This is a genomic window from Streptomyces sp. Q2, from assembly GCF_056820935.1.
This window is the reverse complement of sequence record NZ_JBXEJE010000017.1, coordinates 65,450-89,189: the sequence shown is the minus strand read 5'-3', so window position 1 is coordinate 89,189 and position 23,740 is coordinate 65,450. Positions and strand designations below refer to the sequence as shown.

General features: G+C 70.5%; 20 protein-coding genes. 8 read left to right on the top strand and 12 right to left on the bottom strand.

Features of this window, described 5'->3' with window-relative positions:
• The first annotated feature begins 112 nt into the window (after positions 1–112).
• On the top strand, positions 113–670 hold the full coding sequence (locus ACWBNA_RS19995) for a hypothetical protein (protein WP_482705788.1): 558 nt from the start codon (positions 113–115) through the stop codon (positions 668–670).
• A 171-nt stretch (positions 671–841) separates the two neighbouring features.
• Here ACWBNA_RS19995 and ACWBNA_RS19990 read toward each other — a convergent pair whose 3' ends face one another.
• The 12 genes from ACWBNA_RS19990 to ACWBNA_RS19935 form a co-directional block, all read right to left on the bottom strand.
• A complete protein-coding gene (locus ACWBNA_RS19990) occupies positions 842–1,333 on the bottom strand; it encodes a hypothetical protein (RefSeq protein ID WP_482705787.1) in 492 nt (163 codons plus the stop codon).
• Positions 1,330–3,726 (bottom strand): molybdopterin oxidoreductase family protein, encoded by a 2,397-nt coding sequence (locus ACWBNA_RS19985; RefSeq protein ID WP_482705785.1) that lies wholly within the window; start codon positions 3,724–3,726, stop codon positions 1,330–1,332. Before ACWBNA_RS19985 ends, ACWBNA_RS19990 begins: the two co-directional genes overlap by 4 nt.
• A 209-nt stretch (positions 3,727–3,935) precedes the next feature.
• Positions 3,936–4,094 (bottom strand): hypothetical protein, encoded by a 159-nt coding sequence (locus tag ACWBNA_RS19980; RefSeq protein ID WP_482705784.1) that lies wholly within the window; start codon positions 4,092–4,094, stop codon positions 3,936–3,938.
• Between the two features lie 82 nt (positions 4,095–4,176).
• Positions 4,177–7,164: an esterase-like activity of phytase family protein gene (locus ACWBNA_RS19975; RefSeq protein ID WP_482705783.1), complete on the bottom strand. Its 2,988-nt coding sequence runs from the start codon at positions 7,162–7,164 to the stop codon at positions 4,177–4,179.
• Positions 7,165–7,277: 113 nt separating this feature from the next.
• The gene (locus ACWBNA_RS19970; protein ID WP_482705782.1) at positions 7,278–8,213 is read right to left on the bottom strand and encodes an ABC transporter permease; all 936 of its coding nucleotides are present in this window, start codon (positions 8,211–8,213) and stop codon (positions 7,278–7,280) included.
• Positions 8,210–9,331 (bottom strand): ABC transporter permease, encoded by a 1,122-nt coding sequence (locus tag ACWBNA_RS19965; protein ID WP_482705781.1) that lies wholly within the window; start codon positions 9,329–9,331, stop codon positions 8,210–8,212. The genes ACWBNA_RS19970 and ACWBNA_RS19965 overlap by 4 nt, the downstream gene beginning before the upstream one ends.
• On the bottom strand, positions 9,328–10,956 hold the full coding sequence (locus ACWBNA_RS19960; protein ID WP_482705780.1) for an ABC transporter ATP-binding protein: 1,629 nt from the start codon (positions 10,954–10,956) through the stop codon (positions 9,328–9,330). Before ACWBNA_RS19960 ends, ACWBNA_RS19965 begins: the two co-directional genes overlap by 4 nt.
• Positions 10,957–10,969: 13 nt before the next feature.
• Entirely contained in the window at positions 10,970–12,070 is a 1,101-nt protein-coding gene (locus ACWBNA_RS19955; RefSeq protein ID WP_482705779.1) for a BMP family lipoprotein, read from the bottom strand.
• Between the two features lie 112 nt (positions 12,071–12,182).
• Positions 12,183–12,932 carry a purine-nucleoside phosphorylase gene (deoD, locus tag ACWBNA_RS19950; RefSeq protein WP_482705778.1) on the bottom strand — a complete coding sequence of 250 codons (750 nt, stop codon included), beginning with the start codon at positions 12,930–12,932 and terminating at the stop codon, positions 12,183–12,185.
• Complete coding sequence (locus ACWBNA_RS19945; RefSeq protein ID WP_482705777.1) at positions 12,932–13,681, bottom strand: glutamine amidotransferase; 750 nt, start codon at positions 13,679–13,681, stop codon at positions 12,932–12,934. Before ACWBNA_RS19945 ends, deoD begins: the two co-directional genes overlap by 1 nt.
• Positions 13,682–13,758: 77 nt before the next feature.
• Complete coding sequence (locus tag ACWBNA_RS19940; protein WP_482705776.1) at positions 13,759–14,799, bottom strand: LacI family DNA-binding transcriptional regulator; 1,041 nt, start codon at positions 14,797–14,799, stop codon at positions 13,759–13,761.
• Positions 14,789–16,156 (bottom strand): amidohydrolase family protein, encoded by a 1,368-nt coding sequence (locus ACWBNA_RS19935; RefSeq protein WP_482705775.1) that lies wholly within the window; start codon positions 16,154–16,156, stop codon positions 14,789–14,791. Before ACWBNA_RS19935 ends, ACWBNA_RS19940 begins: the two co-directional genes overlap by 11 nt.
• A gap of 241 nt (positions 16,157–16,397) precedes the next feature.
• Between ACWBNA_RS19935 and ACWBNA_RS19930 the strand changes: the two genes are divergently transcribed.
• The 7 genes from ACWBNA_RS19930 to ACWBNA_RS19900 all read left to right on the top strand — a co-directional run bounded on the left by ACWBNA_RS19930 (position 16,398) and on the right by ACWBNA_RS19900 (position 23,694).
• Positions 16,398–17,432, top strand: coding sequence for a LacI family DNA-binding transcriptional regulator (locus ACWBNA_RS19930; protein WP_482705774.1), 1,035 nt, complete (start codon positions 16,398–16,400; stop codon positions 17,430–17,432).
• A 135-nt stretch (positions 17,433–17,567) separates the two neighbouring features.
• Complete coding sequence (locus ACWBNA_RS19925; protein WP_482705773.1) at positions 17,568–18,848, top strand: extracellular solute-binding protein; 1,281 nt, start codon at positions 17,568–17,570, stop codon at positions 18,846–18,848.
• 100 nt (positions 18,849–18,948) lie between these two features.
• The gene (locus ACWBNA_RS19920) at positions 18,949–19,884 is read left to right on the top strand and encodes a carbohydrate ABC transporter permease (RefSeq protein ID WP_482705772.1); all 936 of its coding nucleotides are present in this window, start codon (positions 18,949–18,951) and stop codon (positions 19,882–19,884) included.
• Between the two features lie 25 nt (positions 19,885–19,909).
• Positions 19,910–20,818 (top strand): carbohydrate ABC transporter permease, encoded by a 909-nt coding sequence (locus ACWBNA_RS19915; RefSeq protein WP_482705771.1) that lies wholly within the window; start codon positions 19,910–19,912, stop codon positions 20,816–20,818.
• Between the two features lie 74 nt (positions 20,819–20,892).
• Entirely contained in the window at positions 20,893–22,353 is a 1,461-nt protein-coding gene (locus ACWBNA_RS19910; protein WP_482705770.1) for a glycoside hydrolase family 32 protein, read from the top strand.
• Positions 22,354–22,501: 148 nt separating this feature from the next.
• Positions 22,502–22,957 carry a DUF6153 family protein gene (locus ACWBNA_RS19905; protein ID WP_482705769.1) on the top strand — a complete coding sequence of 152 codons (456 nt, stop codon included), beginning with the start codon at positions 22,502–22,504 and terminating at the stop codon, positions 22,955–22,957.
• Positions 22,958–23,052: 95 nt separating this feature from the next.
• Complete coding sequence (locus tag ACWBNA_RS19900; protein WP_482705768.1) at positions 23,053–23,694, top strand: DUF305 domain-containing protein; 642 nt, start codon at positions 23,053–23,055, stop codon at positions 23,692–23,694.
• Positions 23,695–23,740 lie beyond the last annotated feature (46 nt).

Sequence of the window (23,740 nt, the reverse complement as noted above, 5' to 3'; positions counted from 1 at the left end):
CCACCTTTCGGCCCGGGCCCGCATGTGCCACGGCGTGTGCCCGGGTCCCTCGGGGTACTCGGCACCGCGCCGACGTCGCCGAGGCGCCGCCGATCACGAAGGGAGAGGCCTGATGGACGACCGCCCGAACCCGACCGACACGGACCTGCTCGGCATCTACCTCAACGATCACCTCGCCGGAGCCACCCTCGGCGTGGACCGGGCCCGGCTGCTGGCCGACGCCGAGTCCGAGCGGGACCCCGAGCTCGCCCACGCGGTGCGGCCGATCCGCGACGAGATCGCCGAGGACCGGGCGGACCTGCTGAAGATCATGCGAGGGCTCGACGTCCCCGTGCGCCGCTACAAGATCGTCGCGGGGCGCCTGGCCGAGAGGGCGGGCCGGTTCAAGACCAACGGCCGGCTCGTCCACCGTTCTCCGCTCACCCCGATGGTGGAGCTGGAGCTGCTGCGTCTGGGCGTGGAGGGGAAGGCCGCCGGCTGGCGGACCCTGCGCCGACTGGCCGACGCCGACGACCGTCTCGATCCCGTACACCTCGACGACCTGCTCGAACGCGCCCGGCGCCAGCTGGACACGATGGAACGGCTGCGCCTGCGACAGGTCACGACGACCTTCCAGCAGACCGACGACGAGTCCGGCGTCCGCCCCGTCCCCCAGGAGGCTCGCTCATGAACGACCACACTCCCTCCCAGGCCGAAGGCGAGCCCGACTGACCCCGACACCCCGGAACACGGCCCGGCTCCGGACCACTCGACGCCGTCTCAGGCCGAGGGCGACCGCGATGACGCGGAGGACATCGGCGACGGGCCCTGAATCCCACGCTCACGCAACTGAATCCCACGTTCACGCACTGGCGAGCAGCTGCGGCGAAAATTGCTTGATCATGGTGTTGGTCCAGCGCATCTGACGCAGCGTCCGGGGGTGGCAGGAGCCGGCCAGCCCGAGGAGCCGGTCGTCCGAGGTGGCCTGTGCGACCTGGGCGAGCATCTCCCAGTGCAGCGAGTTCCGGGTGGCGGTCAGGTGCAGTTCGCGCAGGTCGTACAGGAGGAGCAGCCCGGTCTCCGGGCGGCGGCCGAGGGCTTCGGCGGCCTTCTCCTTCAGCGCGGTGAGTGCTCCGGGCGAGGGGTCGCTCTGCGGGCCGGGCAGGTCGAGGTCGTAGTGGTGGCCCACCTCGGCGAGCCGGGTGGCGTGCTCACGGGACCAGTGGGAGAGGTCCGTGGCGACATGGTGGATCTCGTGCTCGGTGCGGTGACGTGCCGCGGTCGTCAACAGGTCTCGCTGCAGCGTGCGTTCGCCGTCGTGGAGGACGCGCAGCGTGGTGGTGATGCCGCTCATGTCCTGCTCCCTGCCGTCTCGGTCGTGCTCCCGGCCCGGGCCCCGGTGTCACGGCGGGCGACGAGGGTGACGCGGGCCGCGGCGGTCTTGAACAGGGGCTGCTTGGAGACCGGGTCCCAGTCGGTGACGGTGCCCTCGTTGGCGGCGCGGCCCGTGGCCCCGTCGGGCGGGCGGTGGCCCGCGGGCGTGTCCCAGTAGCCGTAGTGGAAGGGCAGGAACACGACGCCGTCCCGGATGCCGGTGGTGCGCAGCCGTGCGCGCACCGCTCCGCGAGGGGTGCTGACCTGGACGAGATCGCCGTCGGACAGGCCCTGGTGGGCCGCCTCGGTGGGAGACAGCTCGGCCCAGACGTCGGGTGCGGCGGCGTTCAGTTCGGGGGCGCGGCCGGTCTTCGTGCGGGTGTGGAAGTGGTGCACGGTGCGGCCGGTGATCAGCTGGAGGGGGAAGTCCCGGGAGGTGTCCTCGTGGGGCGGCAGGTACTCGGCCGCCTTGATGACCGCCTTGCCGTGCGGGTTGAGGGACCGGTACTCGGTCTCCTCGACGGACGCTCCGGTGACCAGGTCCTTGCCGTAGCTCTCACAGGTGTCCGGGTCCGCCCAGGTGATGCCGTCGGTGTACAGGCGCGCGGTGCCGTCGGGGGCGTCCTCGGTGCAGGGCCACTGGATGCCTCCGGCCTCGCGGAGCCGGTCGTGGCTGAGGCCGGTGTAGTCGCACGGGCGGCCGGCGCTGCACCGCTGCCAGGCCCGGAAGGCCGACTCCGGGTCGTGCCAGTGGATCAGCGGGTCGCCGTCCTTGTCGCGGAAGTCCATGCGGGCGGCGTAGTCGAGGAAGATGTCCAGGTCGGGCCGGGCCTCGCCGGGCGGTTCGACGGCCTTCTCGGACAGGTGCACGGTGCGGTCGGCGTTGGTGAGCACACCGGTCTTCTCCCCCCAGGTCGCGGCGGGCAGGACGACGTCGGCCAGCTGCGCGGTCTCGGTCTCGAACAGGTCCTGGGCCACCACGAACAGCTTTTCCTTGGCCAGGATGGAGCGGATGCGGGACAGTTCGGGCAGGGAGACGGCCGGGTTGGTCCCGCTGATCCACAGCATCCCGATCGAGCCCTGCTCGGCGTAGCGGAAGATCTGCATCGCGTGGGTGGGCGGCGCGTAGTGCGGGATGCGCTTTGGCGTCACGTTCCACACCCGGGCCAGGTCGGCGACGTGCTCGTCGTTCTGCCAGTTCCTGAAGCCCGGCAGGTCGCCGTCGGCGCCGCACTCGCGGGTGTTCTGTGCGCTGGGCTGGCCGTTCATCTGCAGCACTCCGCACCCGGGGCGGCCCAGCATGCCGCGGACGAGGTGCAGGTTGTTGACCTGGACAGCGGCCGCGGTGGCCTGGTGCGACTGGTAGACGCCTTGCAGCACCGTGGACAGCAGCCGCTCGGCGTCGCCGATGATCTGCGCCGCGTGCTCGATCGACGCGGCGGGTACGTCGCAGATCCGGGCCGCCCACCGCGGGGTGCACCGCTCGACGTGGGCGGCGAGTTCGGCGAAGCCGACCGTGTGCGCGTCGAGGTGGTCGCGGTCGATCCGGTCGGTACGGATGATCTCGTGCAGCAGCGCGTTGAGCAGGGCCACGTTCGTCCCCGCGCGTGGGGCCAGGTGGACGGCCGCCTGCCGGGCCACCGGCGTGTACCGCGGGTCGACGCAGACCAGGCGGGGCGGCTCGGGGCCTGCCAGCCGGTCCAGGACGCGGGTCCACAGCACGGTCTGGGTCTCGGCCATGTTGTGCCCGAACAGGGCGATGACGTCGGCGTGGTCGATGTCCTCGTAGGAGCCGGGCTGCCCATCACAGCCGAACGTCTGTTTGAGGGCTTCGGCGGCGGTGGCCGTGCACAGGCGGGTGTTGCCGTCCAGGTGGTTGGTGCCGATGCCGGCCCGGGCGAGCACCGCGAGCGTGTAGTACTCCTCCAGGAACAGCTGTCCGGTCGTGTAGAAGCCGATCGACCCCGGCCCGCACCTGTCCAGCAGATCCTTGGAGCGGGCCACGATCCGGCCCATCGCGGTGTCCCAGTCGGACTCGACCAGCCGGCCGCCCTCGCGCACCAGCGGCCGGGTCAGCCGGTCCGGTGAGCCGTTCGCCTGCCAGCCGTAGAGGTCCTTCGGGCCGAGCCGGCCGCGGTTGACCCGGTCGCCGGCACGGCCGCGCACACCCACGATCCGCCCGTGCCGTACGGCGATGTCCATGGCGTCGCCGTTGGAGTGCAGCAGCGAGGCGGACGGCACCCACCGCTCCACCTCGTCCTCGGCGACTCCGGCCGCCAGATGGGCGTCGGTGCGTGCGGGCCACGGAGCGCCCGGACCGTAGGGGGTGCGCGCGCCCCACGGGTTCTTTATGCGATCAGCCTCGGCCACCATGATCACACCTCCACCGGCCAAGCCGCTGGACCACTGAGTACCCCGCACCCACGATCTCGCACCACGCGCGCCCGCGCCGCCGCGCACGGGCAGAGCCCTCCGTCGCGCGTCGGCGGAGCCGGAGACCGCCGCTTCCGGGAACGGCGAAGGATCCCGCAACGGCGGAGGATCCCGCCCGGATACCGGGCGGGATCTCCCCGTGCGGGCGGCTACTTGGCGGGCGTCTCCCGCCACACCTGTGCCGCCATCACTTCCGCGTCGGCCTGGGGCGTGCCGGCCCTGACCAGGATGATTCCCCGAGACCCGTCGGGAAACGTCACCGCGCGCATCGCCGTACCCAGCGGGCCCGGCGTCGACTGCTCCGACATGACGACCCCAATCATTGGACGAACCGTCAGCGTAACGGAACCGCCCCGCCGAGCCGCTGGACCTCCCCGGCCGGGGCCGTTGTCACGGCAGCTCGTTCACACGGTCGGTGCCGGGCGGGGCGACCGGGCTGTGGGCGGTGAGGTAGTCGGTGAGGGCCACGATGTCGTCCCCGCCGCCGACGGTGTCGGTGCCCTCGGCGAAGGTGGTGAAGCCGTCGCCGCCCGCGGCGAGGAAGGTGTTCGCGGTGACCCGGTAGGTGGCGTCCGGCTTCAGCGGGTCGCCGTTGAGCGTGATCGACGCCGGGTCGATGCGGTCGCCGACCGGGGCGGTGCGCGAGAAGGAGTACGACAGGCCCTTGGAGACGCCGAGCATGAGGGTCGGTGCCCGGGTGCCGGAGTCGTTGAACTGCTCCTCCAGGATCTTCTCGATCCGCGCCCCCGTCAGGTTCACGGAGACCAGGGACCCGGCGAAGGGCTGTACGGCGAAGGCCTCCGCGTACGTGATCTCGCCGACCGCCTCCCCGCCCGTCGACGACGCGTACACCAGGTCCGCCCGCACCCCTCCCGGGTTCATCAGGGCGATCTGGGCCCCGCCGCTCTCCGGTGCCGAGGTCGCGGCGAGTTGGGCGTCGGCGACGAGGTTCGCCAGGTCGGACTCGGCGTCGCGGGTCTCGGAGCGGGTGATGTCGGCGGTGACGCTGCCGACGACCCGGTTGGCCAGCGGTGCCGACAGCGACTTCCACTTGTCGATGACGGCACTCTGGTCGGCGTCCTTGGCGCCGGTGCGGGTGACGAGGTGGTTCATCGCGGCGACCTGGTCCCGTACGACGTCGCCGGTACGGCGGTCCACCGGCAGCCGGGTCTCGGTAACCACCCGGCCGAACGACGACGCCGAGGTGACCAGGCGGGGGTGGCCGGCCGGGTCGGGCAGGGAGCAGATGTACGGCTGGTGGGTGTGGCCGGTCACCACGGTGTCGATCGCCGGGTCGAGGTTCTTGGCGATGTCGACGATCGGGCCGGAGATGCCGTCGCACTGGCCGTACGATCCGGCCTGCACGCCGCCCTCGTGCAGCAGCACGACGATCGCCTCCACACCCTGGTGGCGCAGTTCGCGGGCGGAGGCGTTGGCGGTCTGCACCTCGTCGAGGAAGCGCACGGAGGTGATGCCGGACTGGCCGGTGACCTCGGGCGTGCCCTCCAGCGTCATGCCGATGAAGCCGACCTTCACCCCGTCCGTCTTCTTCACCCAGGTGGGCGCCAGGAGAGGCTTGCCGGAGTCGCGGTCGATGACGTTGGCGGCCAGCCAGGGAAACTGGGCGCCGTCGTACGGCTCGTCCTTGATGAAGCAGCCGTCCTCGGGGTGACAGCCCCCGTGCTGCATGCGCAGCAGCTCGTCGGTGCCCTCGTCGAACTCGTGGTTGCCGACGCTGGTGACGTCGAGGTGCAGTTTCTCCATGGATTCGACGGTGGGTTCGTCGTGGAAGAGGCCGGACAGGAAGGGGCTGGCGCCGATGATGTCGCCCGCGGCGACGGTCAGCGAGGTGTCGGTGCCCTGCCTCAGCTGGCCCAGCCGGGCCGCGAGGTACTCCGCGCCGCCGACCGGTGTGGACTTCGCGTCGAGCTTGGATCCGAGGTTGGCGTCGCGTCCGGTGGGCGGCTCCAGGTTGCCGTGGAAGTCGTTGAAGGACAGCAGTTGGACGTCGACGGTGGACGACGGCTTCTGCGTCGTGGGGAAAGCACGGGTGTACGAGAGCCACAGCCGCACGTCGGCGGCGTCCGTACGGCCGTTGCCATCGAGGTCTCCGGCCGCGCCGGCGGTCGGGACGGCCGCCAGGTCCTTGGCGTTGACGTCGCCGTCACCGTTGACGTCCGGGGTGCGGGCGGCGAGGAGATCCGGCCGGACGGACAGCAGGTGGAACTTGGTGACACTGCCGTTGAAGCCGAAGTTGTCGTCGGCGACGAGGACGAGCGAGCGGGAGCCGTCGGGCAGCTTCGGCCCCCAGGTGATGCCCTCGACGTTGTCGGCGTCGGTGCCGGAGGTGGTGAAGTCGTACAGCAGCTTCTTCGGCATGGGCTTCTCGGTGCCGGACAGGGTTTCCTTGCCGCCCACGTCCGTCGCGCCGATGGTGCTGGTCCAGTAGAGGCGGATGGAGAAGCCGACACCGGAGGCGAAGGACCGCTCGACGGTGAGGTAGTCGGTGTCGTTGATCGCGACGATCTCGGAGACTCCCCGGTCCGCCGAGTACGTGCCGACCGGGGCGGGCAGCGGCGCGGTGGGCGCGTCGGAGATCGGGTCGACCTCGTAGACGTGCTCGGCCTCCGGCTTCCCCGTCCGACGGTCCATCTCCAGCAGCCGGGACGGGCTCTTGACCGTCAGCCCGGCCGCGGGGCCGTCCTGGACGAGGGCGTTCTCGGTGATCGTGACCACCTTGCGCCCGTCCGGGGAGAGGGTGAGGCCTTCCAGCGCCTGGTTGTTGCGCACCCCGGCGGTGAGGGTGCCCGAGGCCGACCGGACGGGGGCGTACGCCTGGGGCAGTGGCAGTTCGCGGACGTACCCGCCGGAGGTGGCCGCCTCGCGGACGAAGGCGGGCTGCCCGATGGACGAAGCGCCCTCGCTGGTCCACAGGAGGCTCTTGCCGCCCGGCGTCCAGCGGATCGCCTCGGGGTCGACCGCCTTGGGGGCGAAGGGTTCGCCGGTGGTGTCGGCGAGCACGGTCAGGCCGTCGAGAGCGGGCTTGTCACCGGCGAAGGCCGCCCCGTCGAGGGGCAGTCGGAGGGTGTAGAAGCGCGCCTTGCCGTTCTCCGAGCGGTCGTCGCTGACGGCGACGTACTCGCCGGAGTGCGCGTCGTAGTCGATGCCGGACAGTCCGCCGAACGGCATGCCGAACTCCGTGGTCCCGGCGGGGACCGTGAGGGTGTCGAGGAGCCGGACGTCCTGCGTCTTCCCTGAGGCGTCCGCCTCCGGTTCCGCGGCGAAGCCGTTCGTGAGGGCCAGGCTGCCGAGGAGGCCGGCCGCGGCGAGGGAGGCGAGGAGCGCGCGTCTGCGGCGCGCTGGGGATCTGTGGCGCATGGGTGTCCTTCCAAGGGGAGGCGCACGGGCGTGCGGACATGGCTCGCCGACCCGTTCGCCCGGCGAGGTGCTGGCGGGTGGGAAAAGCCCGGCGAGAGGGGGGTGACGAGACGTCAGAGTGAGGCGGCGGCCGGCACGGCACGGCCCCGGCGCCTGCGGCGCCACGCGTACAGGGCGAGGGCGATCAGCGTCATCGCGTACGGGATCGTCGACACCAGCTGCGGCGGTACGTCGAGCGAACCGAGCTGCACGGCCAGGGCCTCCGCCGCTCCGAAGCCGAGCGCGGCGAGGAACACGCCCCACGGCCGCAGGCCGCCGAGGAACACCGCGGCGAGGGCGATGAACCCGCGGCCGGCCGTCATGTCCCGTACGAAGAAGGAGACGTAGCCCATGCTGAGGAAGACCCCGGCGAGTCCGGCGAGGGCCCCGCTGAGGGCGAGTCCGGTGTACTGGACACGCCGGACGGCGATGCCGACGGAGGCCGCCGCGTCCGGCATCTCGCCGACCGCTCGCAGGTGGAAGCCGAAGCGGGTGCGGTAGAACAGCCAGGCGACGAACGGCGCGGCCAGGAAGGCCAGCCAGGTGATCATGTTCTGGCCGCTCACCACATCGCCGAGCACCGGCACGTTCTCGACACCCGGCAGGGTCACGGTCGGCAGGCTGCCGCTCTTCAGGCCGGAGGTGCCGCCCTTGTCGTCGAGGAGGCTGTAGACGGCGTAGGCGGTGCCGCCGGAGGCGAGGAGGTTGAGGCCGATGCCCGCGATGATCGCGTCGGCGCCCAGTTCCAGGCGGAGGGCGGCGAGCAGGACGCCCAGCAGGGTCGCCATCGCCACTCCGCTGACCGCGCCCAGCGCGACGGAGCCGCTGTATCCGGCGACCAGCGCACCGGTGCAGGCCGCGCTCAGCATCTGGCCTTCCAGGGCGATGTTGCTGATGCCGGCCCGTTCGGCGACCAGGCCGCCGAACGCGGCGAGCAGGTACGGCGTGGCGATCCGCAGCGCGGCCGCCAGGAAGGCGCTGCTGAGGACGACGTCGAGCACGGAACTCATCGGACGCCCACCTGCCTGCGCGCGATGCGCCGCTTGAGCAGGTTCGGCAGGGCCTGGGCGGTGACCAGCAGCACGATGACCGCCTGGATGACCACCACGATCTCGGTGCCGACGTCGGTCTGCTGTTCCATGATGTCGCCCCCGGCGCGCAGGTAGGAGTAGAAGAGTCCGGCGATCACGACGACCAGCGGGTTGTTCCTGGCCAGCAGGGCGACCACGATCCCTTCGAAGGCGAGGCTTCCGGCGAGCCCCGGTTCGAGCCGTCCGTACACGCCCTGGACGAGATGGGCTCCGGCCAGGCCCGCGACGGCGCCGCCGATGACGAAGCTCCACTCGATGACCCGGGGCAACCGAATGCCGCCGTAGGCCGCGAAGTCGGGGTTGGCGCCGGTCATGCGGATGCGGTAGCCGAGCGGGGTGCGGGTGATGAGCAGCCACAGCGCGACGGCGGTCAGCAGCATCACCCCGAAGCCGATGTTCGCCCGGCCCAGTGGGACGCCGAACCAGTCGCTCAGCGGGGTGAGCGCGGAGTCCTGCCGGATGGACTTCGAGTGCACGGCGCTGCTGCCGGACTCCTTCAGCGGGCCGTTGACCAGGTAGTCGTAGACGCGGACGACGATGGCGTTGAGCATCAGCGTGGCCACGATCTCGTTGGCGCCGAGGCGTGCCTTCATCGCGCCGGGTACGAAGCCCATTCCGGCGCCCGCGACGGCTGCCGCGGCCATCGGCACGATCACGGCGACGACGGGCGGCAGCGGCAGGAAGATCGCGACGGTCGCGGCGGCCAGCGCACCGGCGTACACCTGGCTTTCGGCGCCGAGGCTGATCTGCCGGGCGCGGAAGGGGATCGCCACCGACAGCCCGAGCAGGGTGAGGGTGGTCGCGTCCTCCAGCCAGCGGCCGACGCGGAAGGAGCGGTCAAGCGGGCCGGTGAGCATCACCTCGTAGGCCCGTACCGGGTCGTTGCCGGTGGCGAGCATCACGAGGAAGCCGATGGCCAGGGCGGCCAGGATGGTGGCCAGGGCCATGCTGAGGTCGACGGCGAAGTCGCGGCGCCGGGTGGCTCGGTACTGGCGGCGGTCCTCGGTCTCGATCGCCGTCATGGGGGTGGTGGTCACGGGGCCTCCCCCAGGTCTTCCGGACCGGCCGTTTGGTCGTCCGGTCCCGTCGGGAGGTGTTCCAGGCCGGCCGTGAGCCGGTGGTGGTCGTGTTCCTCGACGCCGAGCATGTAGAGCCCGACCCTCTTCTCGGTGAGGCCGGTCGTGTCGTCGAACCGGGCGACCAGGCGGCCGTCCTTGAGGACGAGCAACCGGTCGGAGAGGGCGAGGAGTTCGGTGAGGTCGGCGGAGATCAGCAGGACGGCGGCACCCGTGTCACGCGCGTCGACCAGACGCTCGTACATGAACCGCATCGCGCCGATGTCGACCCCGCGGGTGACCTGGGAGGCGATCAACAGGCGTGGCCCTGCGGAGAGTTCGCGGGCGACGATGACCTTCTGCATGTTGCCGCCGGACAGTGCGCTCACCGGGACCGACGGATCGGGCGTGCGGATCGCGTACTGGTCGATCAGCTGCTCGGCGTGGGCGCGTACGGCACTCGGGCTCAGGACGCCACGGCGGGCGAGGGGCGGGCGGTCGTGGCGGTCGACGACGAGGTTGTCGGCGATGGACGCGTCGAGGGCGGCGCCGTTGTGCAGCCGGTCCTCCGGTACGTAGCCGATGCCGGCCCCGCGGTGTCCCGCCACGTCGAGACCGGCCGTGTCGGTGCCGTCGATGTGGACCGTGCCGGTGGTCGGGCGGCGCAACCCGGCGAGGATCTCGGCGAGTTCGCTCTGGCCGTTGCCCTCGATGCCGGCCACGCCGACGATCTCCCCGGCGGCGACGTCGAAGTCGAGGCCGTGCAGCCACTGGCCGCTCACGGCCTCGTAGCCGAGGCTCCGCACCCGCAGGGTGGTCTGCGTGGGACGGGCGGGGGAACGGTCCACGTCCAGGGACATGTCCCGGCCGACCATCATGGAGGCGAGCGAGCGTTCGGTGGCGTCGGCGGTGGCGACCGTCCCCACCAGGGAACCGGCGCGCATCACGCTCACCTGGTCGCTGATCTCCCGTACCTCGCGCAGCTTGTGCGAGATGAACAGCACGGTCATCCCGCCGTCGCGCAGCCGGCGGACGGCGGCGAACAGGTCCTCGGTCTCCTGCGGGGTGAGCACGGCGGTCGGTTCGTCGAGGATCAGTACGCGTGCCTTCCGGTGCAGTGCCTTGAGGATCTCGGTGCGTTGCCGCATCCCGACCGACACCTCCTCGACACGCGCCCTGGGGTCGACGGTGAGTCCGGACTCCTCCGCGAGCCGGGCGGTCGTCTCCACGGCCGCCTTCGGATCGACCAGACCGCGGCGGCCCGGCTCCACGCCGAGGACCACGTTCTGGGCGACGGTGAAGGACGGCACCAGCATGAGGTTCTGGTGCACCATGCCCACGCCCAGGGCGATCGCCGAGGCGGGCCCGCGCAGCACCCGGGGCCGTCCGCCGACCAGGATCTCGCCCCCGCTGGGCTGTTCGAGGCCGTAGAACATCTTCATCAGCGTGGACTTGCCCGCGCCGTTCTCCCCGACGACGGCCCGGATCTCGCCCGGCGGGACCTCCAGGTCCACGGCGCGGACGGCGCGCACCCCGTTGGCGTAGGTCTTGGTGACCCGGCGGGCGGCGACGGCCGGTCCGTCCTTGCCCCATGGCTCGTTCATCATCAAGGCCGTTCGGTTAGAGGGCGCTGGGCACCGTGACGGAGCCGGACTTGACCTTGTCGGCGGCTTCCTGGACCTCGGTGCGGATCTTCTCGGGCACCAACTCCTTGAAGTGGTCGTCGTTGACATAGCCGACGGCGTCCTCGGCGAGGCCGACGGTGGAGACGGCGCCGTACTTCAAGGTGTCCTTCTGGTCCTCCTGCGCGGCCTTGTACAGGGCGTTGCCGACGTTCTTGAGGATGGAGGTGACGACGGTGTTCTTCTGCGCCTGGTCGGCGAGGGTCTGGTACTGGTCGGAGTCGACGCCGAACGCGTACCGCTCGGCGCCGACGGCCGACTCGAAGGTGCCGAGCCCGGAGAGCCCGGCGACCGGCCACACCAGCGCGGCGCCCTGGCCGTACATGGCGGTGCTGATCTCCTTGCCCTTGGCGGGGTCGCCGAACGGCTTGTCGCCGCCCACGTACTGGACGAGGACGTCGGACTTCTTTCCGCCGGCGGCCTGGAAGCCCGACGTGAAACCGACGACGAAGTCCTCGATCAGCGGGATCTTCACGCCGCCCATGACGCCGACCTTCTTCTGCGATGCGGTTCCCTTGAGGGCTTTCGCGGCCACCAGCTTCTCGGCCAGGAATCCCGCGAGATAAGCGCCCTCGTTCTGCTTGAAGGTGACGGAGTACACGTTCTCGCACTTGTTGGAACAGGCGCCGTTCTTGCCGCTGTAGTCGACCGGTGCGTCGAAGACCCAGAACTTCTTGTCCGGGAATTCCGGGGCGAGTTTGCCGATGTAGTCGGTGACGTCGAACGTGCCGGCGGCGAGGATGTCGTAGTCGTCGGCCGAGGCCGCGTCTTCGAAGCCGGGCTCCCACTTCGTGCGGTCGGAGCCGAGCTCCACGACCTTGAGCTGGTAGCCGAGGTCCTTCGAGGCCCGCTGCAGGCCGGCGTAGGCGGAGTCGAAGAACGACTTGTCACCCAGCCCGCCATTGATCACCAATTTGATGCGCGGCTTGCCGGAGGAAGCCGCTCCGGAATCGTCCCCGCCATCCGATCCTCCGCACGCGCCGAGGGCGAGCATCCCTGTCACCGTCACCACGATGGCGGCGCTTCTTCCGTATCTCATGTTCGATCTCCTGATCATTTCTTCGCCGAGTAGGCGGCTGCGTTGACAGTAGAAAGTGCAAAACGTTTTGGCTACGTCGCCCGGTTTCTGTTTCATTTCCGGTGTGGGAATTTCAGGCGTCGGTGAGCAGCGCGGTCGCGGCGATGCGCAGCGTCCGGTCGAAGTCCGTCTCGCGTTCCGCGGCGGTGAGGGCCTCACCGATGCGCAGATGGTCGGAGACGGTCAGCACGGCGAGGGCCTCGCCGCCCTGAGCGCAGGCCACGGCGTACAGGCCCGCCGCCTCCATCTCGACCGCCAGCGTGCCCCTGCGCTCCAGGGCGTCGAAGAGGGCGGGGCGGTCGAGGTAGAAGTGGTCGCTGCTGAAGACCGGCCCGACGTGCACGGCCTCGCCACTGGAGAGCTCCCGCTCGGCGGCGTCCGCGGCGGCGCGCAGCAGCCGGTAGGAGGGGGCGAGGGAGAGGGTCAGACCGTCGACCAGGATGCGGCTGAGGCTGGAGTCGGTGTGCGCTGCGGAGGCGATCACGACGTCCCGCAGGGACACCGAGGCGGGGATCGCGCCGGCCGTGCCGACCCGGACGATCCTGCGGACGCCGTAGTGGCGGAACAGCTCAGTGGCGTAGATCGTCACCGACGGGATGCCCATGCCGGAGGCGAGCACCGACATCGGTACGCCCTGGTGGCTGCCGGTGTAGCCGAGGATGCCGCGCACGTCGGTGACCTGCCGCGCGTCCTGAAGGAACGTCTCGGCGATGCGCCGGGCGCGGCGCGGGTCGCCCGGCATCAGCACGAGCGGCGCGAAGTCGCCCGGCCGAGCCGCGATATGGGGTGTGCCGGTGACGGACGTCCTCACGGGTACGGCCATCACAGCTCCCTTCCCGCGAGCCAGCACACCAGCCGGTCCCACAGCTCGGCGTACCCGTCCCAGGCCAGGAACGGCGGCGGTGCCCAGTGCGGTGCCACGTCGGAGGTGAACGCCGCTGATCTGCCCGCGGCGTGGTCGCCGACGACGAGCAGGGGGTGTCCGGCGCACTCGGCGAGCAGTGACGCCCCAGGCCGCGCCGCCACCTCGTTGAGGCCGAGCAGCGCCGGCCAGGACCGCTCCAGCCCTCGTACGACCGTGTGCTCGCCCACCACCTCGGGGACGGCACCGGCCGGGAGCTCCACCCGGTCGTCGCGGTCCAGCATGGTGACCGGCAGGGCGGCGGCGAGCGGGGAGCGCCCCCATCGCGCGCGGGCGTCGATACCGCTGAAGGTCAGATAGCCGCCGATCATCAGGACCCCGCCACCCCGCTCCACGAAGCCGCGCACCAGCTCGGAGCGGTCGGGCGCGGGGACGGAGTGGTCGAAGGTCTCGGGCGGGAGCTGGAAGCTGTTGGCGCCCACGTCGCTGATGACGACGACGTCGTACGCGTCGAAGCCGTCGGCGGTGGCCGGGACGCGGGTCGGGATCTCGTGCGAGGGCACGTAGGTCACGTCGTGGCCGCGTGAGCGGAGCGCGTCGAGGAAGGCACCTCCGCCCTCGGTGTACTGCGCGGTGTGGAAGGCGTCGAAGCCTTTCTGGTGGACCGTGTAGGTGAACCAGGACTCGCCGACAACGAGCACTCTGGGCATGGCGAACCGCCTTTCGGGCAGGGGGCATCGGCACGGGAACTCCGTGCGGAGCGATGGCAGTTGAGGTCGGGTGAGGATCAGCGGGCGGCGGGTGCCGTGCTGCCGCGGACCTTGAGTTCGACGGGAAGGGTGTGCCGGGAGGCGGGCGGGACCTCGCCCCGGGTGACGTACTGGAGGAGTTGCGCGGTGGCGGTGCGGCCCACGTCGTAGGCCGGCTGGTGGACGGTGGTCAGGGGCGGATGCGCCAGCGAGGCCGCCCGGATGTCGTCGAAGCCGACCACCGACACGTCGCCCGGAACCGACAGTCCCGCCTCCCTCAGCGCCAGGAGGGCGCCGAAGGCCATCAGGTCGTTGGCCGCGAACACGGCCGTGCAGTCCTCGGGGAGACCACCCTCCTGGAGGAGCTTGGCGACGAGGCCGTATCCGGAGGTCTCCTTGAAGTCGCCGACGCGTTCGACGACCTCGCCCCGGAAGGCCCGGACGAAACCGTGCGCGCGGGCGTTGCTGCTCTTCAGGGCGGGCGGGCCGGTCAGCATCAGGGCCCGGCGGTGGCCGAGCGACCGCAGGTGCTCCCCCACCAGCCGTCCGCCCGCCTCGTGGTCTGCGGTGGCGATGAGGGCGCCTTCGAGACCCTCGACCTCCTCGTCGGCGAGCGCTATGGGGAACTTGCCCATCAGGGCCTCCAGCCGCCGCCGGGACGGCGGGGACCCCGAGGCGTACACCATGCCGTCGATGAACCGGCTGCGGATCATGCCGAGGTAGCGGTCCTCGCGGTCGGCGTCGAACTCCGTGTTGCACAGGATCAGGCCGTAGCCGAGGTCGTGGGCGGCGTCCTCGGCGCCCTTGGCCAGCTCGGCGAAGAAGGTGTTGCTGATGTCGGGGATCAGCAGGCCGATCACCGAGGTGGACCCGGCCTGGAGGCTGCGGGCCAGGGACGCCGGGACGTAGCCGAGCCGGTTGACGACGCTGCGGACCCGGGCGGCGGTGTGCTCGTTGACCGGCCGGTTGCCGCTGAGGACGTGGGAGACGGTGGTCGCGCTGACGCCCGCCGCGGCGGCCACGTCCTTGATGGACGCGGGGCGCCGGACCGCCGCCCGCTGGTACGGATCAGGGGTCATAGTGCTGCACCGCCCTGCCGTGGGAGGTGTCGAGGATCCGGGCCACCCGGGTGTCGGCCTCGGCCAGCAGCGCGGGTTCGTCCACGGTGAGCAGCCGGCCGTCGCGCATCAGCACCCGGCCGTCGACGACGACCGTCCGTACGTCACTGGCGCGGGCGCTGTAGACCAGTGCGGCGCGCGGATCGTGCAGCGGACGGCAGTGCAGCCCGGACACGTCGGTGAGGACGATGTCGGCGCGCATCCCCGGCTCCAGCGCCCCGATCTCGCTCTGCAGCCCGAGGGCTCGGGCCCCGCCCCGCATCGCCATGCGCAGCGTGTCGGAGACGGTCATCCAGGTGGCGTCCCGTACCGCCTGCTTCTGGGTGAGGGCCACCAGCCGTAGCGCCTCCCACACGTCGAGCGTGTTGTGGCCGGCGGCGCCGTCCGTGCCGACGGCGACCGTGACGCCGGTGGCGAGCAGGTCGCGGACCGGGGTGAGCGGGGACAGGGCGTGCTTGAGATAGACCTTGGGGCAGCAGGCCACGGCGGTCGTGCCGGCGTACTCGGCCAGCAGCGGCAGGTCGTCCTCGACGATCCCGCAGCCGTGCGCGATCAGCACCCCGGCCTCCAGCACTCCCGTCTCGTGCAGCACCCGGATCGGTGTGATGCCGCGCCGCTCCACGCTGGACCGCGTCTGCTCCAGGTGCTCGGCGGCGTGGATGTGCGTCCGCAGGCCGAGCCGCCGGGCGTGTCCGGCGAGGGTCCGCAGGTCACCGTCGTCGACCGTGTAGGGGGCGTGCGGCCCGAGCGAGACGGTGACGCGGCCGTCGGCACGGCCGTGCCAGGCCTCCGCGAACCTCACCGTCTCCTCCAGGGCTTCCTGGCCCCGGCTGCTGAAGTACGTCGGCGCGATGTCGGCCCGCAGGCCGGTCTCGGCGACCGCCTCCGCGATCTGCTCGGGGAAGAAGTAGTGGTCGGCGAAGGTGGTGACGCCGGAGCGGATCATCTCGGCGCAGGCGAGCCGGGCCCCGGCCCGTACGTCTTCGGGGGTGAGGTTGGACTCCATCGGCCAGACACGGTCGTTGAACCAGCCCTCGACCGTCACGTCCTCCGCCGCGCCGCGCATCAGCACCATGGGGCTGTGGGTGTGCGCGTTCACCAGGCCGGGAACGGCCAGCAGTCCGCGCCCGTCGATCACGTCGGCCGCGGGCCCCGGACCCGAGGGGCCGCCGGTCGGTCGTACGTCCTCGATGATTCCGTCCGCCACCACGATGTCCTGCGCCGGCAGGATCTCGCACTCGCCCTGCGGCGGGACGCGCAGCACATCGCAGCCGCTCACCAGGAGGCGGTCGGTCGGCGGAGGCGTTCTGTGGCTCATGGCGCACAAGCTAGATATCCAAAACGTTTTGCACAACCGTCCCCGGCCGGGTCCCGTTCAGGGGTGGCCGCAGGAGGACGACGGCGGCGTGCGGCAGCGCGATCGACTCGCCGTTCCCTGAGTCCGCGGGCCGACCGATGCGGCAGCGCTCGGCCACGAGTTCGTAACGGGCCGTTGACACAGGTGCCTCCGGGGGCGCAATCTCATCCCGCAATCAGTTGCCAAAACGATTGGGCACAGGATGGCCGGCAGGGTGGGGATCAAGGACGTGGCGGCCGCCGCCGAGGTTTCGGTCACGACGGTCTCCCACATCCTCAACGAGGTCGAGGGCAAGCGGATCAGCCCGAAGACCCGGCAGCGGGTTCTGGAGACGGCCCGGCGGCTGGGCTACGCGCCGAACAATCTGGCGCGGGGACTGCGGCTGAAGCGGTCGAACACCGTCGGCTTCGTCAGCGACCAGATCGCCACCACCCCCTACGCCGGGCGGATCATCCTGGGAGCGCAGGACGAGGCGGCCAAGCACGGCGTGCTCCTGCTCATGCTGAACACCGGAGGCGATCCGGCGCTGGAGCGCAAGGAGATCGATCTGCTGTTGCAGCGCCAGGTCGACGGGGTGCTGTACGCGTCGATGTACCACCGGGTCGTGGAGGTCCCGGAGCGGCTTCGCTCGGTGCCCACGGTGCTGCTGGACGCCCGCTCGGACGATGCCACCGTGCCCTCGGTGGTGCCGGACGAGGTACAGGGCGGGACGACGGCGGTGCGTGAACTGCTGCGTCACGGCCACCGCCGGATCGGCTTCGTCAACAACGTCGACGACATTCCGGCCACCCACGGACGCCTGGAGGGCTACCGCCGTGCCCTCGCCGAGGCGGACATCGCCGATGACCCCCGGCTGGTGGTGACCGCCACCTCCGACGCCGCCGGCGGGTATCGGGCGGCACTCGCGCTGCTGCGCACGACACCCCGGCCCACCGCGCTGTTCTGCTTCAACGACCGCATGGCGATGGGCGCCTACCGTGCCGCCGCCGAACTGGGGATGTCGATCCCCGCGGACGTGTCGGTCATCGGCTTCGACAACCAGGAACTGATCTGCGACGGCCTGTTTCCCGCTCTGACCACCGTCGCCCTGCCGCACTACGAGATGGGGGCGCGCGCCGTCGCGCGGTTGCTCGCGCTCACCGCCGCATCCGACCAGGCCACCGGCCCGGCCGCACAGGAAGAGCTGTCCTGCCCGCTCGTGGCACGGGCCTCGGTCGCTTCGCCGCCCCGACTCTGACCTCGGAGACGGCGAAGCACCACCGATACAGGCGGCCGTCATCACCGGCCGCCCGGCACGGTCTGCCAGGACCGTGCCCAGTGAAATTGGAGGAACCCAGTGAACCCAGTCGAATCAAGAACCAGGCGCCTCGCGGTGTCGAGTGTAGCCGCCCTGTCCGCGGCGGTACTGGTGGCCGGATGCGGAGGCAGCGGGGGCACCGGCTCGTCGGGCGCCGACGGCAACACGCTGACCCTGTGGACGCACAACGCCGGCAACGCCGCCGAGTACGGCGTCGTGAAGCGGATCGTCAAGGACTTCAACGCCGGTCAGAGCACGTACAAGGTCAAGATCCAGGCGTTCCCGCAGGGTTCCTACAACGACTCGGTGGTGGCCGCCGCCTCCGCCAAGAAGCTGCCGTGCATCCTCGACGTCGACGGGCCCAATGTCCCGAACTGGGCCTGGGGCGGGTACCTCGCGCCGCTGGACCTGTCCAAGGGGCAGGTCGCCGTGAAGGACCAGCTGCCCAGTACGGTCGCCACGTACCAGGACAAGACCTACGGGTTCGGCTTCTACGACGTCGCGCTGACCATGTACTCCCGCAAGTCCGTGCTGAAGAAGTACGACATCCGCGTCCCCACCCTCGACAAGCCCTGGACCCAGGGCGAGTTCATGGACGCGCTCGCCAAGATCAAGGCGGGCGGCACGTTCAGGAACGCGCTGGACCTCGGCACCGGCAACCCCGGCGAGTGGTGGCCGTACGCCTACTCCCCGATGCTGCAGAGCTTCGGCGGCGACCTGATCGACCGCTCGGCGTACCAGACCGCCAAGGGCGCGTTGAACGGCGAGAAGGCCGTCGCGTGGGGCAAGTGGTTCCGCTCGCTGGTGACGAAGGGCTACGCGCCGCAGAAGTCCGGCAAGAGCCCCGCCGACGATTTCCGCAACGGCAAGACCGCCATCCAGTGGGACGGCAGCTGGTCGGCCCAGGCCAACACCGACAAGTTCGGCAGCGACCTGGCCATCCTGCCGCCGGTCGACTTCGGCGACGGGCCGAAGATCGGCGGAGCTTCCTGGCAGTGGGGCATGAGCTCGACCTGCTCCAACAAGGAAGGCGCGCAGGCCTACCTGAACTTCTCCCGGCAGACGAAGTACTTCGTGGACTTCGCCAAGGCCACCAACACCATCGCCGCCACCGACGCGGCAGCGGCACAGGTGAAGGGTTACGAACCGGGCGGTCAGTTCAACGTCTTCCTCAAGGAAGCGCAGAAGTTCGCGGTGGTCCGGCCGGTCACCCCGGCCTACCCCTACATCTCCACGGTGTTCTCCAAGACGGCTCGGGACATCCTGGCCGGCGCCGACGTCAAGGGCGCCCTCGACCAGGCCGTCAGCGAGATCGACAACAACCTGTCGACCAGCGGCTACTCCACCGGCAGCTGACCGCGTCCGCCCGTTCCGGCGGACGGCGGCGGTTCAGCGCCTCCGCCTCCGCCGGGACCTGTACCTGCCTGGATGCCCCATGAGCAGCACAATGCCGCCAATGTCCACCCATCCCGACGTCGTCGCCGACGCCCCGCCGACCCTACGCGCGACGCGGGGACGCGCACGGCGCCGAGAGAGCCTCACCGCACTCGGCATGGTGAGCCCCGCCGTCTTCCTGTTGGTGATGTTCATCGTCATCCCCGTGGCGCTGGCCTTCGCGCTGGCGTTCACCAACGCCCGCCTGGTGTCCCCGAACCCGGCCCGATTCACGGGTCTGCAGAACTTCCGCGTCCTGCTGGACGACCCGCTGTTCTACAAGTCACTGCGCAACACCTTCTACTTCGCCGCTGTCGTCGTCCCGCTGCAGGGCGGCCTGGCGCTCGTGCTGGCCGTGCTCGTCAACGCCAAGGTCAAGGGCGTCAACTTCTTCCGCACCGTCTACTTCCTCCCGGTCGTCACCTCGATGGTCGTGGTCTCGATCCTGTGGACGCTGCTGTACCAGAAGACCGGCCTGGTCAACGAGATCATCTCCCGCGTCACCCTCGGCCTGGTGCACGGTCCGGACTGGCTGAACAACCCGTCCACGGCCATGCCCGCCATCATCCTCATGTCGGTCTGGCAGGGCGTCGGCTTCCACATGGTCATCTGGCTGGCCGGCCTTCAGACCATTCCGCAGGACCTGTACGAGGCGGCCGACATCGACGGGGCCACCCGCTGGATGCGTTTCAGGCACGTGACCTGGCCCGGCCTCAGCGCCACCCGCACGTTCGTGCTCATCACCATCACCATCAACGCGTTCGCCCTGTTCACCCAGGTCAGCGTGATGACGCAAGGTGGGCCCCTGGATTCCACCAGCACGGTCGTCTACCAGGCCGTGCGGACCGGATACAGCCAGCAGCAGACCGGATACGCGTCCGCGATCTCCCTCGTCTTCTTCGTTCTGGTGCTGGCCGTCTCCCTCGTCCAGCGCTTCCTCACCCGGGAGAAGGACTGACATGACCTCCGTATCCCCTGCTCCCGTGTCCTCTGCTCCCGCACGCCCGGAGGGCCGTCGCCTCCGGCCCTCGTTGCGCCGGGTCGGCCTGCAGGTAGCGCGCGTCGCGCTCGCGCTGTTCTTCGCGTTCCCGATCGTTTTCATGCTGGTGTCGTCGTTCAAGCCCGACCAGCAGATCTTCGGCGACCTGGACGGCATCAAGGCGTTCCTGCCGGTCGGCCACCTGTCCCTGGACAACTACACCGGGGTCTTCGACCGGGTGCCCGCCATCCGGTTCCTGCTCAACTCCGTCGGGATCTCCGTCATCACCGTGGCGCTGAGCATCTTCATCAACAGCCTCGCTGCGTTCGCCCTGTCCCGGATGAGGTGGCGCGGCAAGAAGGTCGTCCTCACCGCCGTGATCGCGACGCTGATCGTGCCGTTCGAGACCTTCGCCCTGCCGATGGTGTGGTGGGTCAACAAACTGCCCTGGCTGCAGCTGAACGACGGCCGGCTCGTCGTGACCGAAGGCTGGCTGGACACCTACCAGGTGCAGATCCTGCCCTTCGTCGCCAATGCCATGTTCATCTTCCTGTTCCACCAGTACTTCCAGAGCATCCCCAAGGAACTCGACGAAGCGGCGGTCATCGACGGGGCGAGCTGGTTCGGCATCTACCGGCGCATCGTGATGCCCCTGTCGGGTCCGGCGATCGCCACGGTCGCCATCCTGGCCTTCCTGCCGATGTGGAACGCCTATCTGTGGCCGCTCATGGTCGTCCAGAGCGAGCAGTTGCGGCCGGTCATGGTCGGCATCGACTACTTCTTCCAGCTCAATCCCTCCTGGGGCGAGGTCATGGCCTACTCGTCGATGATCACCGTGCCGGTGCTCGCGTTGTTCGTCGCCTTCCAGCGGGCCTTCGTCAGCAGCATCGCCTCCAGTGGCGTCAAGGGCTGACCCCCGCCGTCCCCCCGTCCCCACTGGTTCTGCCACCCCCCCCTGTGCCTCGCGCACCCTTCGAAAGGCCCCGTGTGCCCACGCCGCCCGCCGACCCCCACCTGCCCGCCGTACACCTGCGCCCGCCTCGCCACTGGCTCAACGACCCCAACGGGCTGGTCTTCCACGACGGCCACTACCACGTGTTCTTCCAGCACAACCCGCACGGCCCGCAGCACGCGAACATCCACTGGGGCCACTTCCGCAGCCCCGACCTGATCACCTGGGAGCTGCTCCCGGTCGCCCTCTCCCCCACCCCCGGCGGCGACGACGCCGACGGCTGCTACTCCGGCAACGCGGTCTCCGTCGCCGACCGGATGCTGGCCTTCTACTCCGCGAACCGCAACGGCCGCTGGTGGCAACCGGTCACCACCGCCGAGTCGCACGACGGCGGACTCACCTGGGCCAAGCGCCGCGAGCCGCTCATCCCCGAGCCGCCCACGGACACGACCATGTACCGGGACCCGTACGTCTGGCAGCAGGACGGCCGCTGGCGGATGCTGGTCGGCGCGGCACTCGCCGACGGCCGCGGCGCCGCGCTCCTCTACGAGTCCGACGACCTGGAGAACTGGGCCTACCAAGGCCCCTTCGCCGCCGGCGGCGCCGGTGCCGACGCCGACCCGGCGGGCTGGGAATGCCCTCAGTACGCGACGTTCGGCGACCGCGGCGTCCTGATCGTCAGCGACTGGGACCCGCGGGACGGCCCGTCCCATGTCACGGTCCACACAGGACGTGAGGAACAGGGCCGCTTCACGGCGGACGCTTCCCTACGCCTGGACCACGGCCCGGACTTCTACGCCCCCGCCCTGCTGAAGGCCCCCGGGGAAGACCGGTGGCTGCTGTGGGGCTGGTCGTGGGAGGCCCGAGACAACTCCTGGGTGCACGAGGCGGGATGGGCAGGTGTTCTCACCCTCCCGCGCGAGGTGACCCTGGCCGACGACGGCACGCTCGCCCAGCGCCCCGCCCGCGAACTGCTCGCCCTGCGCGGCGAGCGCGTACTGCACCGCACCGGACGCGTGACCAGGACCGAGGCGGTCGAACTGGGGCAGGTCAGCCGCACCTTCGACCTCACCGCCGTCCTGGTCCCGGACCCGTCCGGCACCAGCGGCCTGCGCCTGCTCACCTCCGCGGACGGCGGCGAACACCTTGACATCACCCTCGACCCCGCCGCCGGCCGACTCACCGTCGACCGCGGCCACGCATCGCTGGACCCACGAGCCCGAGCGGGTGCGTACCCGCTCCCCTGCCCGGCCGCGGCGATCCCCGGCACCCCCGTCGAGCTACGCATCGTCGTGGACGGCTCGATCGCCGAGATCTACCTCGCCTCCGGCCAGGTCCTCACCCTCAGGTTCTACCCGCTCGGCGAGGCCCCCTGGCGACTGCAAGCCCACACGACAGGCACCGGCGGCACCGACTTCGCCGTCGAGGCATGGGACCTGAACACGGGCGGAATCCATCAGCAACCGCTTCTGGCGGGCCGCGGACAGGACGCATGACGGCAGAGGTCACGGGAGCTCGTCCAGTAAGGCCATCACACTAACCAGCTAAGTAGTTCAGTGGAAAACGGCCCCTCACACAGCACGGCCCGGAACCCTTCGGTACTGTCGGTGGAGCAGATCCAGAACGGCCAGTGACGGAGTCGGTGTGAAGGTCAGCGGGTACGTACGTGCAGGAGGAGCCCTCGGGCACCTCCTGCTCGTCGTCGTGACCGCCCTCGGCATCTTCGCGATGCACGGCATGGGACACCCCAGCGACTCGGCCCACTCCACCATGAGCACCGCGTCCCACTCGGCCGCGATGGATACGGCAGCTTCGGGCCACGACGCGATGAGCGCTCCCGCCGACCGGGGCACGGACGGTCACGCGGCGCAAACGGCCGGGTCGTCGTCCTCGCACGAACCCGCCATGGCCATGGACATGCTCTCGCTGTGCGTGGCGGTCCTGTTCGGCGCGTGGGTGCTCCTCGCGCTCCTCAGGTCGGCGCTCGCCCGTCACCAGGGACGGCTGGCGGAGCTTCTCTCCCAGATCACCGCGATGCCGCGGCCCAGTCCACCGCCACGCGGACCCGATCTCACCCGTTTGTCAGTTCTGCGGCTGTAGGCCGAACCGCTCTCGCGGGCGCGCACCAGGTGCGTACCCGCGACTTCGCGTACGCCGAAACAGCCGAAGAACCGACCACACGAGGTGAATTGACCATGACTGCCTTCACGCATGCCCCGCGCCGCAAGCCCGTCCGCCGCACCGCCGCCGTCGTAGGCGTCGTAGCGGCCGGCGCGCTGTTCCTCTCCGCCTGCGGCGACGACGACATGAGCGGCATGGCCCACGGCAGCGGCAACAGCTCCGTGTCGGCAACCGCCGAGGCCGGCTCCGCGAGCTTCAACGACGCGGACGTCACCTTCGCGCAGATGATGATCCCGCACCACGAGCAGGCCCTGGAGATGGCCGGACTCGCCGGCGGCCGGGCCTCCGACGCGGAGCTCAAGGACATCGTGGCGAAGATCGAGAAGGCTCAGGCCCCGGAGATCAAGACGATGACGGGCTGGCTGGAGTCCTGGAAGAAGCCGACCTCCGCGGGATCCATGCCCGGCATGGACCACGGCAGCGGCGGCGGCATGATGTCCGCCGCGGACATGGGGCACCTCAAGTCCATGAAGGGTGCCGAGTTCGACAAGATGTTCGCCGAGATGATGATCGAGCACCACAACGGGGCGATCAGCATGGCCCAGGACGAGCAGAAGAACGGCAAGAACGCCGACGCCGTGAAGATGTCGGGCGACATCGTCAAGGGTCAGTCCGCCGAGGTCAAGGAACTGCAGGGCATCCTCGACCGGCTCTGAGCAGACGGAGCGCGAGCCGAGCGTTCGGCTCGCGCCGCCGGCCTGG

Excerpts from the sequence above, each read along its gene's own strand:
- ACWBNA_RS19930 (WP_482705774.1), top strand. The coding sequence starts at position 16,398 with ATGGCCGGCAGGGTGGGGATCAAGGACGTGGCGGCCGCCGCCGAGGTT.
- ACWBNA_RS19900 (WP_482705768.1), top strand. The coding sequence starts at position 23,053 with ATGACTGCCTTCACGCATGCCCCGCGCCGCAAGCCCGTCCGCCGCACC.
- ACWBNA_RS19985 (WP_482705785.1), bottom strand. The coding sequence starts at position 3,726 with ATGGTGGCCGAGGCTGATCGCATAAAGAACCCGTGGGGCGCGCGCACC.
- ACWBNA_RS19955 (WP_482705779.1), bottom strand. The coding sequence starts at position 12,070 with ATGAGATACGGAAGAAGCGCCGCCATCGTGGTGACGGTGACAGGGATG.
- ACWBNA_RS19980 (WP_482705784.1), bottom strand. The coding sequence starts at position 4,094 with ATGTCGGAGCAGTCGACGCCGGGCCCGCTGGGTACGGCGATGCGCGCG.
- ACWBNA_RS19970 (WP_482705782.1), bottom strand. The coding sequence starts at position 8,213 with ATGAGTTCCGTGCTCGACGTCGTCCTCAGCAGCGCCTTCCTGGCGGCC.
- ACWBNA_RS19935 (WP_482705775.1), bottom strand. The coding sequence starts at position 16,156 with ATGAGCCACAGAACGCCTCCGCCGACCGACCGCCTCCTGGTGAGCGGC.
- ACWBNA_RS19920 (WP_482705772.1), top strand. The coding sequence starts at position 18,949 with ATGTCCACCCATCCCGACGTCGTCGCCGACGCCCCGCCGACCCTACGC.
- ACWBNA_RS19960 (WP_482705780.1), bottom strand. The coding sequence starts at position 10,956 with ATGATGAACGAGCCATGGGGCAAGGACGGACCGGCCGTCGCCGCCCGC.
- ACWBNA_RS19975 (WP_482705783.1), bottom strand. The coding sequence starts at position 7,164 with ATGCGCCACAGATCCCCAGCGCGCCGCAGACGCGCGCTCCTCGCCTCC.
- ACWBNA_RS19940 (WP_482705776.1), bottom strand. The coding sequence starts at position 14,799 with ATGACCCCTGATCCGTACCAGCGGGCGGCGGTCCGGCGCCCCGCGTCC.
- ACWBNA_RS19990 (WP_482705787.1), bottom strand. The coding sequence starts at position 1,333 with ATGAGCGGCATCACCACCACGCTGCGCGTCCTCCACGACGGCGAACGC.
- ACWBNA_RS19945 (WP_482705777.1), bottom strand. The coding sequence starts at position 13,681 with ATGCCCAGAGTGCTCGTTGTCGGCGAGTCCTGGTTCACCTACACGGTC.
- deoD (WP_482705778.1), bottom strand. The coding sequence starts at position 12,932 with ATGGCCGTACCCGTGAGGACGTCCGTCACCGGCACACCCCATATCGCG.
- ACWBNA_RS19995 (WP_482705788.1), top strand. The coding sequence starts at position 113 with ATGGACGACCGCCCGAACCCGACCGACACGGACCTGCTCGGCATCTAC.